The sequence below is a fragment of the Pseudomonas sp. F-14 TE3482 genome, from assembly GCF_053629455.1.
Map to the genome: position 1 here is coordinate 541,712 of NZ_JBRJII010000001.1, position 15,775 is coordinate 557,486.

The 15,775-nt window shown below is 60.3% G+C and carries 17 protein-coding genes; 9 read left to right on the forward strand and 8 right to left on the reverse strand.

Going from position 1 to position 15,775, the window contains the following annotated elements; translation table 11 throughout:
- The first annotated feature begins 95 nt into the window (after positions 1-95).
- Positions 96-1,223, forward strand: coding sequence for a sensor histidine kinase (locus AB7M26_RS02365; protein WP_123499773.1), 1,128 nt, complete (start codon positions 96-98; stop codon positions 1,221-1,223).
- A gap of 27 nt (positions 1,224-1,250) precedes the next feature.
- On the opposite strand, the gene AB7M26_RS02370 is transcribed toward AB7M26_RS02365, so the two are convergent.
- Together AB7M26_RS02370 and AB7M26_RS02375 are read right to left on the reverse strand one after the other, a co-directional pair.
- Positions 1,251-1,556 carry a chaperone modulator CbpM gene (locus AB7M26_RS02370; protein ID WP_123499775.1) on the reverse strand — a complete coding sequence of 102 codons (306 nt, stop codon included), beginning with the start codon at positions 1,554-1,556 and terminating at the stop codon, positions 1,251-1,253.
- Between the two features lie 24 nt (positions 1,557-1,580).
- Entirely contained in the window at positions 1,581-2,528 is a 948-nt protein-coding gene (locus tag AB7M26_RS02375; RefSeq protein WP_123499867.1) for a DnaJ C-terminal domain-containing protein, read from the reverse strand.
- A gap of 297 nt (positions 2,529-2,825) precedes the next feature.
- Between AB7M26_RS02375 and AB7M26_RS02380 the strand changes: the two genes are divergently transcribed.
- Positions 2,826-4,100 (forward strand): Hsp70 family protein, encoded by a 1,275-nt coding sequence (locus tag AB7M26_RS02380; protein WP_123499778.1) that lies wholly within the window; start codon positions 2,826-2,828, stop codon positions 4,098-4,100.
- Between the two features lie 160 nt (positions 4,101-4,260).
- Here the strand turns inward: AB7M26_RS02380 and AB7M26_RS02385 are convergent, their stop codons facing one another.
- From AB7M26_RS02385 to AB7M26_RS02405, 5 genes are all read right to left on the reverse strand, one after another.
- Positions 4,261-5,274, reverse strand: a complete 1,014-nt coding sequence (locus tag AB7M26_RS02385; protein ID WP_063341719.1) for an AI-2E family transporter — start codon at positions 5,272-5,274, stop codon at positions 4,261-4,263.
- 238 nt (positions 5,275-5,512) lie between these two features.
- Entirely contained in the window at positions 5,513-5,818 is a 306-nt protein-coding gene (locus AB7M26_RS02390; RefSeq protein ID WP_123499780.1) for a PsiF family protein, read from the reverse strand.
- A gap of 193 nt (positions 5,819-6,011) precedes the next feature.
- Positions 6,012-6,902 carry an esterase/lipase family protein gene (locus AB7M26_RS02395; RefSeq protein ID WP_123499782.1) on the reverse strand — a complete coding sequence of 297 codons (891 nt, stop codon included), beginning with the start codon at positions 6,900-6,902 and terminating at the stop codon, positions 6,012-6,014.
- A gap of 106 nt (positions 6,903-7,008) precedes the next feature.
- Positions 7,009-7,314, reverse strand: a complete 306-nt coding sequence (locus AB7M26_RS02400) for a DMT family transporter (RefSeq protein WP_123499784.1) — start codon at positions 7,312-7,314, stop codon at positions 7,009-7,011.
- Positions 7,315-7,953, reverse strand: a complete 639-nt coding sequence (locus AB7M26_RS02405; RefSeq protein ID WP_123499786.1) for an FMN-dependent NADH-azoreductase — start codon at positions 7,951-7,953, stop codon at positions 7,315-7,317.
- A 123-nt stretch (positions 7,954-8,076) separates the two neighbouring features.
- Between AB7M26_RS02405 and AB7M26_RS02410 the strand changes: the two genes are divergently transcribed.
- A complete protein-coding gene (locus AB7M26_RS02410) occupies positions 8,077-9,018 on the forward strand; it encodes a LysR substrate-binding domain-containing protein (RefSeq protein ID WP_123499788.1) in 942 nt (313 codons plus the stop codon).
- 203 nt (positions 9,019-9,221) lie between these two features.
- Here AB7M26_RS02410 and AB7M26_RS02415 read toward each other — a convergent pair whose 3' ends face one another.
- Complete coding sequence (locus AB7M26_RS02415; protein WP_123499790.1) at positions 9,222-11,297, reverse strand: AsmA family protein; 2,076 nt, start codon at positions 11,295-11,297, stop codon at positions 9,222-9,224.
- A 387-nt stretch (positions 11,298-11,684) separates the two neighbouring features.
- Here AB7M26_RS02415 and AB7M26_RS02420 point away from each other — a divergent pair, with 387 nt between their 5' ends.
- The 6 genes from AB7M26_RS02420 (at position 11,685) to AB7M26_RS02445 (ending at position 15,587) form a co-directional block, all read left to right on the forward strand.
- Positions 11,685-12,113, forward strand: coding sequence for a hypothetical protein (locus AB7M26_RS02420; RefSeq protein WP_123499792.1), 429 nt, complete (start codon positions 11,685-11,687; stop codon positions 12,111-12,113).
- A gap of 156 nt (positions 12,114-12,269) precedes the next feature.
- Positions 12,270-12,902: a TetR family transcriptional regulator gene (locus tag AB7M26_RS02425; RefSeq protein ID WP_123499794.1), complete on the forward strand. Its 633-nt coding sequence runs from the start codon at positions 12,270-12,272 to the stop codon at positions 12,900-12,902.
- A 260-nt stretch (positions 12,903-13,162) separates the two neighbouring features.
- On the forward strand, positions 13,163-13,663 hold the full coding sequence (gene ureE, locus AB7M26_RS02430; RefSeq protein WP_123499796.1) for an urease accessory protein UreE: 501 nt from the start codon (positions 13,163-13,165) through the stop codon (positions 13,661-13,663).
- Positions 13,660-14,334 (forward strand): urease accessory protein UreF, encoded by a 675-nt coding sequence (locus AB7M26_RS02435; protein ID WP_123499798.1) that lies wholly within the window; start codon positions 13,660-13,662, stop codon positions 14,332-14,334. The genes ureE and AB7M26_RS02435 overlap by 4 nt, the downstream gene beginning before the upstream one ends.
- A 37-nt stretch (positions 14,335-14,371) precedes the next feature.
- A complete protein-coding gene (gene ureG, locus AB7M26_RS02440) occupies positions 14,372-14,986 on the forward strand; it encodes an urease accessory protein UreG (RefSeq protein WP_123499800.1) in 615 nt (204 codons plus the stop codon).
- A gap of 28 nt (positions 14,987-15,014) precedes the next feature.
- Positions 15,015-15,587 (forward strand): HupE/UreJ family protein, encoded by a 573-nt coding sequence (locus AB7M26_RS02445; protein WP_123499802.1) that lies wholly within the window; start codon positions 15,015-15,017, stop codon positions 15,585-15,587.
- Positions 15,588-15,775 lie beyond the last annotated feature (188 nt).

Here is a 15,775-nt window from a genome sequence, read left to right on the forward strand (position 1 = left end):
CGCAGCCGCGGGCCTATGCCAACCGGTGAGCGGTCTTCTTTTCGCAGTCAAAAGCGCTACTATGCGACTCGCTGTCTCGCACTCAGGTAACCGCCATGCGCCTTTCCGAATTCATCGTGTTACACGTTGACCGCATCGTCGATGAATGGGAGCAATTCGCCAAAACCATCACCCCTGCCGCCGAATCCATGGACCGCACCGCACTGCGCGATCATTCAAGGTCGATCCTGCTGGCGGCTGCGCGGGACATGACCAAGCCCCAGAGCGCCAGCGAACAGCTGGCCAAAGCCCGTGGCGAAGGCCCGGAAAAGACCCCGAGCCTGGACGAAGCCGGCGCCAGCCATGGCGAGCTGCGGCATACCGTGGGGTTTGACCTGGTACAGATGACCAGCGAGTTCCGTCATCTGCGCGCCTGCGTGATCCGCTTGTGGGTCAACAGCCTGGACTCCCCCGACATCGCCTATTTCCAGGACATGATCCGTTTCAACGAAGCCATCGACGAAGCCCTGGCCGAATCTACGGCGGCCTATGCCGAGCAGGTCAATCATTCCCGGGACATTTTTCTGGCAATTCTTGGCCATGACCTGCGCGCACCGCTGCAAGCGGTGAGCATGTCCACCGAAATACTGATGCGTAAAACCAACCTTGAGGGCGACGCATTGACCTGCGCGCTCCACATCAAGCGTGGCACCCGCCACATGGCGGTGATGATTGGCGATTTGCTGGAGCTGGTCCGCAGTCGCCTGGGCAAGAGCCTGCCGATCGAACCGGCGCCCATGGATCTGGCCGATACGGCGCGTGAAGCGATTGCCCAGGCCTGCGCTGCTCATCCGCAATGCGATCCGACATTGAGCGTCGAAGGCGATACCCAAGGTGTGTGGGATGGCCGAAAGCTCAATCAGATGCTGCAGAACCTGATCGGCAATGCCTTGCAACACGGCTCGAGCAACAACGCGGTCAAGCTGACCCTCAGGGGCGAAGCGGACAGCGTTCGGCTCACCGTGCACAACGACGGTGCGCCGATTCCACCCGAGGCGCTCCCCACTATTTTCGATCCGCTGGTACGCAGTGCCAACGAAGCGCTCAACGGGCCGACCACCAGCCTTGGTCTGGGACTGTTCATCGTCAAGGAAGTGGTCAAGGCCCATCAAGGGACGATCGAGGTCAGCTCCAATGAGGCCGATGGCACGTTGTTTACCGTGGTGTTGCCCAGGAAGATCTGAGCCCCCTCGCCACAGTTGCGTTTATAGCTATTCGACCACCAAGCGCCCCAACCGCTGCTTGAGCATGCGGTTCTCGGCCCGCAGTTGCTGGACTTCTTCCAGCAGGTTCAGCGCCAGGGCGACGCCTTCCCATTCCAGCTCCAGGTCGCGCCGCAGCTTGGCAGCGCGCTTGGCCAGCACCAGCTCATAATCGGTGAAACGCCAATCCTTGGGCTGTGCTCCCTGAGGTTCGAGGATGCCGTGTTCGACGATCTCGATCACATGCACGTCCGACAGTTCGGTCGCCTCGCAGAATTCTGCCAGGTCCAATAGAACGATCACGGGGTCGCTCATGATTGGCTACTCCTTATCTCAAAATCAAAAGTTCTCTCGCGGATCGAAAGCGGCTTTTTTCGCCAGCTCCTCCCACAATTCTTTGACGTCATGGTCGAGTTTTTTCGGCATCACTGCCTTGAGCTGCACGAACAGGTAGCCACGGTGACCGGCCTTGTGCAGCAGGCCGTGGCCCTTGGCGCGCATGCGCTGGCCATTCTGGCTACCGGCCGGAACCTTGAGGTTGATCTTGCCGGTCAGGGTCGGCACCGCGACTTCGGTCCCCAGCGCCAGCTCCCACGGAGCCAGCGGCAAGGTGATGATCAGGTTCTCGCCTTCGACGTCGAATTTGGGGTGCGGCGCAAAACGGATGGTCAGGTACAAGTCGCCATTGGCTCCGCCACCGATGCCCGGAGCGCCCTGGCCCTTGAGGCGGATGCGCTCACCGTCGGTCACGCCAGCGGGGATCTTCACGTTCAGGCTTTTGCTGGTGTTGCTGACATGTTGGCCGGCAGCGTTGTAATGCGGCACCTGGAAGCTGACTTTCTTCGATTCGGTCGAGAGGGTTTCTTCCAGAAAAACCGGTAATTCCATTTCCACGTCTTGCCCTCGACGTCCGGCGCTATGGCCCGACCGTCCACCACCACCGAAACCCGGACCACGGTTGCCGAAGATCGAACTGAAAAAGTCCGAGAAATCGCCCGTGTCCTGACCACCACCCCCGAAACCACCGCGGCTCTGCCAACCCGGTGGGCCCTGAAAGGGCTGACCGTGGTGGCCGTATTTGCGCAAGTCGTCGTATTCGGCGCGCTTGTCGGCGCTTTTCAGCGCTTCATAGGCTTCCGAAGCGTCCTTGAATTTGGCCTCGGCGTCCTTTTCCTTGCTGACGTCGGGGTGGTATTTGCGCGCCAGCTTTCGATAGGCGGCCTTGATCGCCTTATCGTCCGCGGTCGGCTCCACACCGAGAATCTTGTAATAGTCTTTGAAGTCCATCGAGGGAATCACCATCCATTATCGAAATCGCGCAGCCAGGCACAGCATGCTCTTGTTTGCAGCGTTTGGATTGACCGATCTCAAGGTTGTGACCGGGCAGCGCATCAGAAGTTTATCGGCAGCAGGGCGCGGTTCTTGCAGTCGCCCCAGGGGTTGCCAAGTCTATGCAGGGAAGTTTGGGGGTGATTGGGCATCTTTCAAGCGCTGAGCGCTGCGATTTAACGGATAGTCGGCCTACGAATCTTCGCCGCACTGACATACACTGCGCGGCCGTTTTTTAACCGGAACTTGAAAGACATGAAAAACGCATCTCCAGCCCGTGCCTGTGGTATCGACTTCGGCACATCCAACTCCACCGTCGGCTGGCTGCGCCCCGGCATGGAAACGCTGATCGCGCTGGAGGACGACAAGATCACCCTACCCTCGGTGGTCTTCTTCAATATGGAAGAACGCCGCCCGGTGTACGGCCGGCTGGCGCTGCACGAGTACCTGGAAGGCTATGAAGGCCGGCTGATGCGCTCGCTCAAGAGCCTGCTGGGCTCCAAACTGATCAAGCACGACACTAGCGTCCTCGGCACGGCGATGCCGTTCAAGGACCTGCTCGGCCTGTTCATCGGCCAGTTGAAGAAGCGTGCCGAAGCCGCTGCCGGTCGGGAATTCGAGGAAGTGGTGCTGGGCCGGCCAGTGTTTTTCGTCGATGACGATGAAATGGCCGACCAGGAAGCAGAAAACACCCTGGTGGATGTAGCCCGCGCCATCGGCTTCAAGGATGTCTCGTTCCAGTACGAACCGATTGCGGCGGCGTTCGACTATGAGTCGACCATCGAAAAAGAAGAGCTTGTCGTGATTGTGGACATCGGCGGCGGTACCTCGGACTTCTCACTGGTGCGCCTGTCGCCTGAGCGCCGCAACCACGACAACCGTCACGACGACATTCTCGCCACCGGTGGCGTGCACATCGGCGGGACTGATTTCGACAAGCAACTGAGCCTGCAAGGCCTGATGCCGCTGTTTGGCTACGGCAGCCGGATGAAGAGCGGCGCCTATATGCCGACCAGCCACCACATGAACCTGGCGACCTGGCACACCATCAACTCGGTGTACTCGCAGAAGTCGACCCTGGCCCTGGGCAGCATGCGTTACGACATCGAAGACACTGGCGGCATCGATCGCCTGTTCAAGCTGATCGACCAGCGCGCCGGCCACTGGCTAGCCATGGAAGTGGAAGAAACCAAGATCCAGCTGACCCACGCCGATAGCCGCCATGTACCACTGGATCGGATCGAGCCGGGTTTGAGCGTGGAATTGAGCCGGGCACTGTTCGAATCGGCCATCGACAATCTGCTGGAGCGGGTGCGCAACAGCGTGACCCAATTGCTGGCAGACGCCAATGTGCGGGTCGATCAGGTGGATACCGTGTTCTTCACCGGCGGTTCGAGCGGAATCCCGGCGCTGCGCAACAGCGTCTCGGCGATGTTGCCGAATGCGCGGCATGTGGAAGGGAACATCTTCGGCAGCATCGGCAGCGGGTTGGCGATCGAGGCGGCCAAGCGTTACGGCCCGATGGATTGACCTGAAACCCTGTGGCGAGGGAGCTTGCTCCCGTTGGGCTGCGCAGCAGCCCTGAAACCATTCAAACCATTTCGTCAGGTGCACCGCATACGCTGGTTTTGCGGCTGCTGCGCCCCCGAACGGGAGCAAGCTCCCTCGCCACAATTAGATCAACACTGGATCAAACCATCCCCACCTGCTTCAACTCACTCTTCAGATACGCGTAATAAATCGGCCCCGCCACCACCCCCGGCAGGCCGAACGCGGCTTCGAACACCAGCATTGCCAGCAGCAACTCCCACGACTTGGCACTGATCTGCCCGCCGACGATGCGCGCGTTGAGGAAGTATTCGAGCTTGTGGATAACAATCAGGTAACCCAGCGCCGCCACCGCCACCCAGATCGATAGCGACAAGCCGACGATGGTGATCAAGGTGTTGGAGATCAGGTTGCCGATCACCGGCAACAGGCCGAGCAGGAAAGTCAGCACGATCAGGGTTTTGGTCAACGGCAGCTTGATCCCGAACATCGGCAGGACCACCGCGAGAAAAATCCCGGTGAAGAAGGTATTGAGCAGGGAAATCTTGATCTGGGCGAAAACGATGTTGCGAAACGCCTGGACCAACAGGTGCAAACGGTCGAACAGCGCCGCGGCCAACGGTTTGCGCTTGGTCACATCCGGCGCTCGCTGCAAGGCGATGATCGCCCCCAGCACCATGCCGATCAGCAGCGTCACGAACATGTGTGCCGCATCCTTGCCCACCAGTTGCAAGTCGCTGAGGTGCTTGCTCATCCACTGACCGATGGCCACGCGAAACTCGGCGGCACTGGCCGGTAGATAAGCGTCGATGAACGGCGGCAACTGTCCGCGCGCGCGGTCGACCACGACCATGAATTTGTCGAGAGAAGCACCAGGGTTTTCTGCCTCGTGCAGCAGAAAACTGATCGCACCGGCAAAGATCAGCGCCAGCACGCTGACCACCAATGTCCCCAGCAACGCCACCGCCAGCCAGCGCGCACGGCGGCCTTCGATCAGCCGCTGCAATTGCGGCGTGAGCATGTTGACCAGTTCAAACACCAACAACCCGGCCAGCAGGCTGGGCAGTAATCGCAGAGGGAGCACCAGCAGCAAACCACCAAAAATGATGACCCAGCTGATAAGCAACAAGACCTGACGCTGAGAAAACGCTGACATACAGCCTCAAAACGAACGACGTAAAAGGATTGGCAGTCTGCCAGCGTTCCGGGGCGAGCACTAGGGATTGTGTAGGTCGACCTTGGTGGGACTTTCAGGCCTCATCGCGGGCAAGCCCGCTCCCACACGGTATGTGCGCTGAACAAAAAATGTGCAGGCATCCGAGATCCCTGTGGGAGCGGGCTTGCCCGCGATGAGGTCAGAACGATCACCGCAAGATTACGCCCCTACGGATGACTTATTTTTTCTTCAGGCAATCGCTCATGAAGGTTTTGCGCGCATCACCCGTGAGGGCCTGGGCGGTCGCCGTGGCGTTGCAGGTTTTCATCTTTTCTTGTTGAGGGGTCATGGGCTTGGCGGCATCGGCGGCCGGCGCAGCTTTGAGACAGGTGCTCATGAAGGCTTTGCGCTCGTCGCCCTTGAGGCTTTTGGCGGTAGCCTCGGCATTGCAGGTGGTCATTTTGTTCTGTTGGGCAGTGGCGGCGAAACCCTGGGAGCAGAGCAGCAAACCGACCATCAACAACGGGGCACGCAACATCTTCATGGAGTGTTCTCCTTGTTACCGCACCGATGGATGCGGCCTCGTTTCGGAGTGTAGACAAAGCCTGTTACACGTTCACCTACTATCGAGATGGCTGCGTTGATATAGCTCAGGCGTGCTCATTTCCGGCGTCCGACACAAAACCTGTGGGAGCGTGGCTTGCCCGCGAAGAACGATAACGCGGTCTCACCGCCGTTCACACACCGGCCGCCTTCAACCGCGCCGCATGCTCGACAAACAACCGCACCGGCTCTGCACCCTTGCCCACCAACCCCAGCGATTGGTTGACGATATCGAAGTGATCCATCGGGTATTCATCACCGATCACCGTCCCCAAATGCGAGCTGTAACGCCCGACCATCCCGTCGCAATGCCCCGCCTCACGCACGAAGGTCCTGGCAAACAACCGGCAACTGCGATTGGTCCCGTCGAACAGGTTGCACCCGCGATCGGTCTTGCCCGCTTGTAAAGTCCCGGACCAGGAGTAATAACGCACGCCATTGACCACTTCCGGGCCGTGCCCGCCCCAGGTTTCAGGCAGGCCCTGTGGATAACGCTGATTGAACAGCGCCACGCCCGCGGTGGTCAGGGATTGATGCGATGCCGGGATATCCACCGGCAGTCTCGGCCCGCGATAGCCGGTTTCCAGCAGGCACATCAGCGCGCTGATCAACCACAGTAAAAAGCTCAGGAGCCGGCCCTTGGCGCTGTCAGCCGGATAATGGGTGTGCAGATGGTCCGCCAGTTCCGAGCCGTGATTCGGCCCGGCCACCGAAGTCACCGAAGCCACCTGGTCCGGGCGTTTTGCCGCGGCGTAACGGGCGGTCAGCGAGCCCTGGCTGTGGCCGATCAGGTTGACTTTCTCGGCCCCGGTTTCACGCAAAATCTCCTCGATCCGTGCCAACAATTGTTCGCCGCGCACCTCGGTGGAGTTGAGCGGCGAGACCTGCACCGCAATCACGGTCGCCCCATCCCGGCGCAGCGCCGAAATGATTCCGTACCAATAGGGATAGAGCAACAAGCGGATAAACCCGAGCATCCCCGGGACCAATACCAACGGGTAACGCGTGGCGGAACCTTGCGACATGGATGAACATCCTTGTGATCGGTGAGATGAAGCAAGGCTGGATGCAAGGCGTCAGCCAAGCATCGTCACCCAAGATGACAACTCAACGACCAGTCTATGACATCGCTTACTTCAACCCCACCACGCCCGTCACTATCAGCCCGACCGACACCAGCTTGAGCGCGGTCAGGCTTTCGCCAAGCAGCGCAAAGCCGAGAAACACCGTGCCCAGTGAGCCGATGGCGGTCCAGATCGGGTAGGCGATGCTCACCGGCAATTCGCGCATGGCCAGCGTCAGAAAGTAAATCCCGCCCACCGCCGCCGCCACCGTAATCACCGAGGGCCAGAGCCGGGTGAAGCCTTCGGCGTACTTCATGCCCATGGCGAAGGTGACTTCGAACCCGGCGGCGATCAGCAAGAACAACCAGGCCATCTAGAACGCCCTGGCCAGCGCCAGCAAACGCTGCTCGGCCTCGGCCACGGACACCTGGAAGGTGCGTTCGGCGGACTCTTCGCCTTCGGCGGCAACAACGGTGACGTCGGTGATGCCGATGAACCCCAACGCGGTGCGCAAAAACGGGTCGGCATGGTTCATCGCCTCAAGTTCACCACCCGGCCCGAAGCCGAACCCGCCGCGACTGGTGACGATCAACGCCTTTTTGCCCTGCACCAGCGGTTCGTACTGCGCGATGCCGTTGTCCAGAGTGTGATTGAACGTCAGCCCGAGCCGCACGATCTGGTCGACCCAGGCCTTGAGCCCGCTGGGCACGTTGAAGTTGTACATCGGGGTGGAAATCACCAACAGATCATGGCCGAGTAACTCCCCCACCAATTCATCGCTCAGTGCCAGATCGGCCTGCATCGACAGCGTTCGCGCCTCGGGTTCCGGGTGAAAAGCGGCTGCCACAAACGCTTCGTTGACGGCCGGAATCAACGCCCGACCGACTTCACGGCGGGTCAATTGCGACTGTGGGTTGCGGACCTGCCAGGCCGAAAGAAACACCTCGGCCAGACGCCGCGAATGAGAACGTTCGCCACGGGGGCTGGCGTGAATGGCAAGAATTCTGCTCATCTGAATCTCCTTGAAGGGCTAAACTGAAACGGCTTGTGGTTGCAGCTTGAAGCGCGTGACCGTCTATCTTCAAATGAACAAAAATCAGTCTGGATGAATCCATTTCATCCATGGAGTTTTAAAATGTTTGCCTCGTTGCCGCTGACCGCCCTACGCGCCTTCGAATCCGCCTCGCGCCTGTTGAGCTTCAAGGCCGCCGCCGAAGAGCTCTCCGTGACGCCGACGGCGGTTTCCCATCAGATCCGCTCCCTGGAAAACTGGCTCGGCGTGCCGTTGTTCGAACGACTGCCACGGCAGGTGCGCCTCACCGAGTGCGGCGAACGGCTGTTCCGCAGCCTGCACGGTGCCCTGCTGGAAGTGGCGCAAAGCGTCGATACCTTGCGCCCGCAACGCAGCGGCACAAACCTGACGATTTCCACCACAGCCGCGTTCGCCGCCCTCTGGCTGGTGCCAAGGCTGGGCCGGTTTTACGCCCGCCATCCAAACATCAGCCTGCGCCTGGACACTCACTGCGAAGTGATCGATTTGCATCAGGACGCCAGCGTCGATCTGGTGGTGCGTTACAGCCTCGACGATTACCCGAACCTGTATGGTTTGTGCCTGTTCGACGAATCCTTCGGGGTCTATGGCTCGCCTGAACAAGTGGCCCTGGCGCCCAGCCGGGTACCAACCCTCATCAGCGTGCGCTGGCACAATTCCAAGCTGTACGCCCATGGCTGGGAGGCTTGGTGCGCGCAGTCCGGCGAAACCTGGCTGGCCGCGCAACCGACGGTTCGTGAGTACGACGAAGAACATTACGCCTTGCAAGCCGCCATCGCCGGGCAAGGCCTGGTGCTGGCGAGCAACATTCTGGTGTCGGAAAGTGTGGCCAGCGGTTTGCTGCTGCCTTATCGAGGGAATATTCAGGTCGACGGGGCCGGATACAGCGCACTGTGCGTACCGGGCCGCGAACGGCATCCGCCGGTGCGGGCATTTTTTGCGTGGCTGCAGGAGGAGGCTCGATTGTCTGGTCTATTGCCAAGATCGCAGCCTTCGGCAGCTCCGGCAGAACGCATTCCAATGTAGGCGCATCGAAGACATCCTGACCTGGGGCGTAGAGCATGCCGATGACAGGGCCGATATTCTGAAAGATCTATAGCGGCTATTGAACCGCCTTCGCGGGCAAGCCACGCTCCCACAGGTTTTGTGTCGCATGCCGACGATAGGCACGACGCAAAACCTGTGGGAGCGTGGCTTGCCCGCGAAGGCGTCATAACAGACGCTGAAAGTTACTGGGTGGGCTTGACCGTCACCGGCGCCTTGCCCGCCTTCATCTGCTCCAGCAACGGCGCACACTGATTTGGCTCACCACCGCTGGGCGCTATCAGCGCCAGCAAGCCCGCCGCCGGCGCGGCAATCACACCCAGCGCAACCATCCCGGCCCCGCGCAGCATCAGCGGCACCGGTTTCACGCCGGCATCCGGCTTGATGAACTTGCCCCGCACATACAGCGGCGAACGCAGCGAAATCAAACGCCAGCCCTTGGATTCCGGGGAGATAGTCAGGTCCAGTTGCTCGGTCGCCATGTTCGCCGTGCCGTCGACATAGACGATTGCATTCTCGGTATCGAAGACGAACAGCCGCGTGGTCGCCAGACCGGCCTTGATCTCGAAATCGGCCGCCGCGCAGTTGATCTTCACTTCCTTGTCGCCAAAGATCTTGCCCACTACATAGTTGCCGACGTTGAGCCCCGCCAACTCCATCAACTCACGACTGATCGCGCCGTCATTGATCAGCATCTTCAAATTGCCATCGGCAGTGCCCAGCAGTTTGGCTACCGAGTTGCCCCGACCGACAAGATCGGCGTCGCCATTAAGCTCACCGAAACTGGTTTTCATCCGCTCCAGGGTGGGAAACAGCTGCTTGAGCTTGAACTTGCGCGCGGTCAGTTTGGCCCGGCCTTCCAAAGGCTCGGTGCGCCCGTCCAGACGAATCTGCGCATCCAGATTGCCGCCAGCCACGCCGAAACGCAGAGGCTCGAGGCTGAGCACACCATCGGTCAGCACCACATGGGTATAGAGATCGTTGAATGGCAGTCTTGCGCTGTGGACGATGCGTTTGCCGGTGAATTCCACGTCAGCGTCCATGTCGCGCCAACGTTCAGTCCTGAACTCCTCGACCGGTAGCAGCTTGTCCGCCGGCTGCTTGCTTTCGCCGCCGCGGGCCTCTTGCCTGGCGTTGGAATCGGCACCGATCAATGGGGCCAGGTCGGTAAACAGCAGTTGATTGGACTCCAGCGCCCCGCTGAGTTTGGGCCTCGGCTGGCTCGCCACGTAGGTCAGGTTGCCATGGATGTCACTCTCGCCGATCTTGCCGTTGAACGCCTCATAGCGGTACACCGCCCCGCCCGGCTCTTGCAGCTTGGCAATCAAGTGCCCGTCGGTGGCATAAGGCGGAGTATCCGGCAGGGTTACGCCGATCAGCGGATAGAGATTACCCAAGCTGGCACCGGCCAGTTTCAGGCGCAGATCCAGGGCGCCGAGGTGCAATGGATCGGTGAGCGTACCGGCCAGCTCCACACTGGTATCGGCGACCTTCATTTGCGCCTGAAGCGGGAACGGCTTGGAGGCGTCCTGTAAAGCCAGCAAACCGCCGGTCTTGCCCTCGCCCGCGAGATTCTGACCGTGGTATTGGCCTTTGACCTTCCATGCGAAGGCGTAATCCTGCGGTGAACCACCCTTCTCAAGGGTTTTTTTTGCCGCTTTGTCGCCAACAATGTCGCTGAACGGAATCGGTTTGCCCAACGGATCGATAAGCAGATCAAGCTGAGTCTTCAGCTTCTGGTCGTCGAGCATGACCTGGCCCTTGTCGAAGCCGATGGCCCCGATGTCCAGCACCCAGTTCGAAGGCTCGGCGTTTGGGTCTTTGGGGTCGAACTTGAACGTCCAGTTGGCGCGACCGTCGGGCAGACGTTGCAGATTCGCATTGGGTTCGCTCAGGTCGATACGCGGGATCACCACCCGCTGCGCCAGCAAGGCCAGCGGCGAAATCCGCAGTTCGACGCGTTTGAGAGTGGCCATCTGCGGTTGTTTCGACCAGTCCGGATTGCCCAGGGTCAGGTCCTCAGCCACCACATGCGGCCACGGCACCCAGGCCCGCCAGCCGCCCTGGTCAGTCTGGCGCTGCCAGATCACCGCAAGATTGCCATTGATGGCGAACGGACGATGCAGTTCTTCGGACACTTTGGCGTTCAGGGGCGGCTTGATCCGGTTCCAATCGTAGAACGCGATGATCAATACCAGGACGGCCAGCAGGACAACAAGGCTGGCGAAGGTCCAGGCGAGAATTTTACGAGTGCGCGTCATTGCACAGGGCTCCTGAATACGACTGAGCGTCCCGACAGCGACGCACTGATGAAACGTTAGGCCAGAACCGGCCTGCCATGAAATCTAGGACTGGGAAATGGCGCGCAGGTTTAACCGAATAGGCACTTAACACTCAAATAATCGGCCGGGGACATCCTGCCCCCTCATCCGGCGTTACCGCACCCGCACTTTTGCGAAGCGAGAGTGGGTCGAAAACACCCACCTCAGTGCAAAAAAGCTCGCCGGAAACAACCGTTCTAGAGCGCTGCGGTCGAACAATCAATTCTGTTGATTATTACCATTGCGGTTATGAACTTTTATATCGATTTCTCGAGAGTAGCATTGTCCTCGTACCCACTTTATCGCCCTCCCAAGGAGCAACCCATCATGAAACGCGAATTACTGCTTAGCCTGACCCTCTCGATGTTAGCCAGCACTGCTTTTGCTTTGCCGGCCGCTGATCAGGCCACTCCACAAGTCAAAGACAGCCACTCGGTGTTCAGCCAGACCGTTGCCGCTGATGGTTCCGACCGCACACCACAAGGTCAGACCCTGGCCGAAGGTGGTAATGATCGCCTGAAAGAAAAAGGCCTGATCACTCAAGATGGCTCGGATCGCACTCCACAAGGTCAAACTCTGGCCGCTGACGGTTCCGACCGTACTCCACAAGGCCAAACCCTTGCTGAAGGTGGTTCCGATCGCACGCCACAAGGCCAAACTCTTGCTGAAGGTGGTTCCGATCGCACTCCACAGGGTCAAACCCTGGCTGAAGGTGGTGGTGACCGTGTGATCGAACGCAACAGCGCTGTGAGCTAAGCCCATGGCGGCCCCGAAAAAAAGCCCAATCCCCGGATTGGGCTTTTGACTTTATAGACGCTGCATTTCCCCGCGTGATCTCCCGATAGTCGTTCGACGCCAGTGAAGCCGATTTGCTAGAGTGCGCCGCTGTCCTGTCCAGAAAACACCCTTGCGATGCTGCCCCGCGCCGAACAGAAACAACAGACCCGCAACGCCCTGATGGACGCCGCCCGCCACTTGATGGAAAGCGGCCGAGGATTCGGCAGCCTGAGCCTGCGCGAAGTGACCAGAACCGCCGGGATCGTACCCACCGGTTTCTACCGGCATTTCGCCGACATGGATGAACTGGGCCTGGTGCTGGTGAGCGAAGTCGGTCAGACCTTCCGTGAAACCATCCGCCTGGTGCGCCATAACGAGTTCGTCATGGGCGGCATCATCGACGCCTCGGTGCGGATCTTTCTCGATGTGGTCACCGCCAATCGCTCGCAGTTCCTGTTTCTTGCCCGCGAGCAGTATGGCGGCTCGCTGCCAGTGCGCCAGGCCATTGGCCGCTTGCGCGAAGACATCAGCTCGGACCTGGCGGCGGACTTGTCGCTGATGCCGAAACTGCAGCATCTGGACATCGCAGGCTTGAGCGTCATGGCTGATCTGATCGTCAAAAGCGTGTTCGCCACCTTGCCGGACATCATCGATCCACCGGCTCAGGCGTTGCCGGAGCATCTGACACCTCAGGCGAAAATCACTCAGCAGTTGCGGTTTATCTTTATTGGCCTCAAGCACTGGCAGGGATTGGGCAGCACCGAGTAATCCCTGTGGGAGCGGGCTTGCTCGCGAAAGCGTCGGTACATCCAGCATCTATGTGACTGGAAGACTGCCTTCGCGAGCAAGCCCGCTCCCACATGGACCCTCAACTTCGCTGCAATTTGGTGCGCTCAACAATAATTCGCACCAAGTTAATCCAGCTTCCCGCCCTCCCACTCCGCCCCGACAGGCATTTCCTACGCTTCACCCGATTGGCAAGCCCCTTGCTCTATCCCTGAGCATTGTCCATTGCTGGAAGCCTTCCGATGCTGGTGATTCATCGCAGAATCGACCCTCAACCCGTCTGGGCCGCCGAGTTGCACCTGACCTTCGAAGCCCGGAGCAAAAGCCGCTTGCGCTGTTTCAGTGCCGAGAATGAAGACGTCGGGTTGTTTTTGGAGCGCGGTCAGCCACCGCTGTATGACGGCGAATGCCTACAGGCTGAAGACGGGCGCGTGGTTCGCGTCTGCGCTCGCCCCGAACAACTGCTGCACGTCACCTGCGCCAACGCTTTCGAACTGACCCGCGCCGCCTATCACCTGGGCAACCGCCATGTGGCCCTGCAAGTCGGCGATGGCTGGCTGCGCCTGCTCGACGATTACGTACTCAAGGCCATGCTCGAGCAACTGGGCGCCAATGCCGAGAACATTGAAGCGCCGTTCCAGCCGGAACATGGTGCCTACGGCGGCGGCCATCACCATTCGCGGCACGGTGACGAGGATTTCAACTACCCGCCGAAACTGCACCAGTTCGGCGTGCGCTTATGAACCCGGCCTGGGCGCTGCTGCGTCTGGCCAGCCCGCAGCTGCCGATTGGCGGCTACAGCTATTCCCAGGGTTTGGAGATGGCTGTGGATAACGGCCGAGTGGACGATCCCGACAGCGCGCAGCGCTGGATCAGCGATCAGTTGCTGCTGAACCTGGCGCGTTTCGAAGCACCGTTGCTGCTCGCCCATTGCATCGCCGCGGCAGAGGAAAACTGGGGTGAGTTGCTGCAACGCTGCGAAGAACATCGCGCCAGCCGGGAAACCCGTGAGCTGCATCAGGAAAGCCGGCAGATGGGCTATTCGTTGAAGCAACTGCTCAACGGTTTACCGGAACTGGATGCGCCGGCCCGGGCCTTTCTCGACCAATGCCCTGAACCACACCTGGCCCTTGGCTGGGCGCTGGCGGCCCGCGCCTGGCAGATCAGCCCGCACGACGCGCTGGCCGCCTGGCTCTGGAGCTGGCTGGAAAACCAATTGGCGGTGTTGATGAAAACCCTGCCCCTTGGCCAGCAAGCCGCGCAGCGCCTGACCAGCCAATTGCTGCCGTTGCTGCAACAGGCGCAGCAAGACGCCACCCGAATCAACCCCGAACACTCTGGCAGCGCCGCTTTCGGCCTGTCCCTGGCGTGCATGGCCCATGAGCGCCAGTACAGCCGTCTGTTCCGTTCCTAGGGCCTGTTATTTTGGGCCTTTTATTTTGGAGAACCACATGAACACACAACCTCTGCGCGTCGGCATCGGCGGCCCGGTCGGTTCCGGCAAAACCGCCCTGACCCTGGCCCTGTGCCTGGCCCTGCGCGACCGCTACAACCTGGCCGTCGTGACCAACGACATCTACACCCGCGAAGACGCCGACTTCCTGGTGCGCAACGAAGCCCTGGCGCCCGAGCGGATCATCGGTGTGGAGACCGGCGGCTGCCCGCATACCGCGATCCGCGAAGACGCCTCGATCAACCTCGAAGCCGTGGATCAACTGAACCGGCGCTTCCCGGGGCTGGACCTGATTCTGGTGGAGTCCGGCGGTGACAACCTTTCGGCGACCTTCAGCCCGGAATTGTCGGACCTGACTATCTACGTGATCGACGTTTCGGCCGGCGACAAACTGCCGCGCAAGGGCGGGCCGGGGATCTGCAAATCCGATTTGCTGGTGATCAACAAGATCGACCTGGCGCCGCTGGTAGGCGCCTCGCTAGAGATGATGGACAGCGACACCCAACGCATGCGCAACGGCAAACCATTCGTCTTCAGCAACCAGAAAACCGGCCTGGGTCTGGAAGCAATCATTGCCTTCATTGAACGCCAGGGCTTGCTGACTGCGGCCTGATCACACTTATCAACAAGGAAGCTTATCCATGACACTGAAACGCATTCTGGGCGCCATGGCCCTGCTGCTGACCCCGGCCATCGCATTCGCGCATCCTGGGCACGGCGACAATGGCTTGGTCGCCGGCATCAGCCACCCGATGGGTGGTCTCGATCATTTGTTGGCGATGGTTGCCGTAGGGTTGTGGGCTGCGCAGCAGAAAGGTGCCGCGCGCTGGGCGCTGCCCTGCACATTCGTGGGCACTATGCTGATCGGCGGGCTGCTGGGCTTTGAAGGGTTGAACCTGCCGGCGCTGGAGGGCGGGATTGCGGCATCGGTATTGGCGTTGGGCCTGGCAGTGGCCTTGGCGGTGCGTCCGCCGTTGAGCCTGGCGGTGGCTGCGACTGCGTTGTTCGCACTGTTTCATGGCGTGGCTCATGGTCTGGAACTGCCGGAGATGTCGAGCCCTTGGGCGTATGCGGCGGGGTTTGTGGTGGCGACGGCAGCTTTGCATGCAGCGGGATATGCGGTGGTTCGCGTCTTGCCTCAGGCCGCCGCACCACTGGTTCGACTGGCGGGTGCGGCTTCGGCGGCGACAGGGGTGTGGTTGCTGGCGGGTTGATTCTCTAGCGCCTGAACCGGCCTCATCGCGGGCAAGCCCGCTCCCACAGGATATTCACCGCCAGCACAGATGATGTGAATACCGATGATCCCTGTGGGAGCGGGCTTGCCCGCGATAGCGTCCGATCAGACACCGCCTCTCTCAAGCCTGCCTCTCTGCTACCATGTCGCGCAATCGCCCCTGCCGTG

Bases quoted from the DNA above. Each gene is read 5' to 3' on its own strand.
- AB7M26_RS02435 (WP_123499798.1), top strand. From the start codon at position 13,660: ATGAACCCGGCCTGGGCGCTGCTGCGTCTGGCCAGCCCGCAGCTGCCG.
- AB7M26_RS02380 (WP_123499778.1), top strand. From the start codon at position 2,826: ATGAAAAACGCATCTCCAGCCCGTGCCTGTGGTATCGACTTCGGCACA.
- AB7M26_RS02405 (WP_123499786.1), bottom strand. From the start codon at position 7,953: ATGAGCAGAATTCTTGCCATTCACGCCAGCCCCCGTGGCGAACGTTCT.
- AB7M26_RS02415 (WP_123499790.1), bottom strand. From the start codon at position 11,297: ATGACGCGCACTCGTAAAATTCTCGCCTGGACCTTCGCCAGCCTTGTT.
- ureG (WP_123499800.1), top strand. From the start codon at position 14,372: ATGAACACACAACCTCTGCGCGTCGGCATCGGCGGCCCGGTCGGTTCC.
- ureE (WP_123499796.1), top strand. From the start codon at position 13,163: ATGCTGGTGATTCATCGCAGAATCGACCCTCAACCCGTCTGGGCCGCC.
- AB7M26_RS02445 (WP_123499802.1), top strand. From the start codon at position 15,015: ATGACACTGAAACGCATTCTGGGCGCCATGGCCCTGCTGCTGACCCCG.
- AB7M26_RS02365 (WP_123499773.1), top strand. From the start codon at position 96: ATGCGCCTTTCCGAATTCATCGTGTTACACGTTGACCGCATCGTCGAT.
- AB7M26_RS02385 (WP_063341719.1), bottom strand. From the start codon at position 5,274: ATGTCAGCGTTTTCTCAGCGTCAGGTCTTGTTGCTTATCAGCTGGGTC.
- AB7M26_RS02395 (WP_123499782.1), bottom strand. From the start codon at position 6,902: ATGTCGCAAGGTTCCGCCACGCGTTACCCGTTGGTATTGGTCCCGGGG.
- AB7M26_RS02400 (WP_123499784.1), bottom strand. From the start codon at position 7,314: ATGGCCTGGTTGTTCTTGCTGATCGCCGCCGGGTTCGAAGTCACCTTC.
- AB7M26_RS02420 (WP_123499792.1), top strand. From the start codon at position 11,685: ATGAAACGCGAATTACTGCTTAGCCTGACCCTCTCGATGTTAGCCAGC.
- AB7M26_RS02370 (WP_123499775.1), bottom strand. From the start codon at position 1,556: ATGAGCGACCCCGTGATCGTTCTATTGGACCTGGCAGAATTCTGCGAG.
- AB7M26_RS02375 (WP_123499867.1), bottom strand. From the start codon at position 2,528: ATGGACTTCAAAGACTATTACAAGATTCTCGGTGTGGAGCCGACCGCG.
- AB7M26_RS02390 (WP_123499780.1), bottom strand. From the start codon at position 5,818: ATGAAGATGTTGCGTGCCCCGTTGTTGATGGTCGGTTTGCTGCTCTGC.
- AB7M26_RS02425 (WP_123499794.1), top strand. From the start codon at position 12,270: ATGCTGCCCCGCGCCGAACAGAAACAACAGACCCGCAACGCCCTGATG.
- AB7M26_RS02410 (WP_123499788.1), top strand. From the start codon at position 8,077: ATGTTTGCCTCGTTGCCGCTGACCGCCCTACGCGCCTTCGAATCCGCC.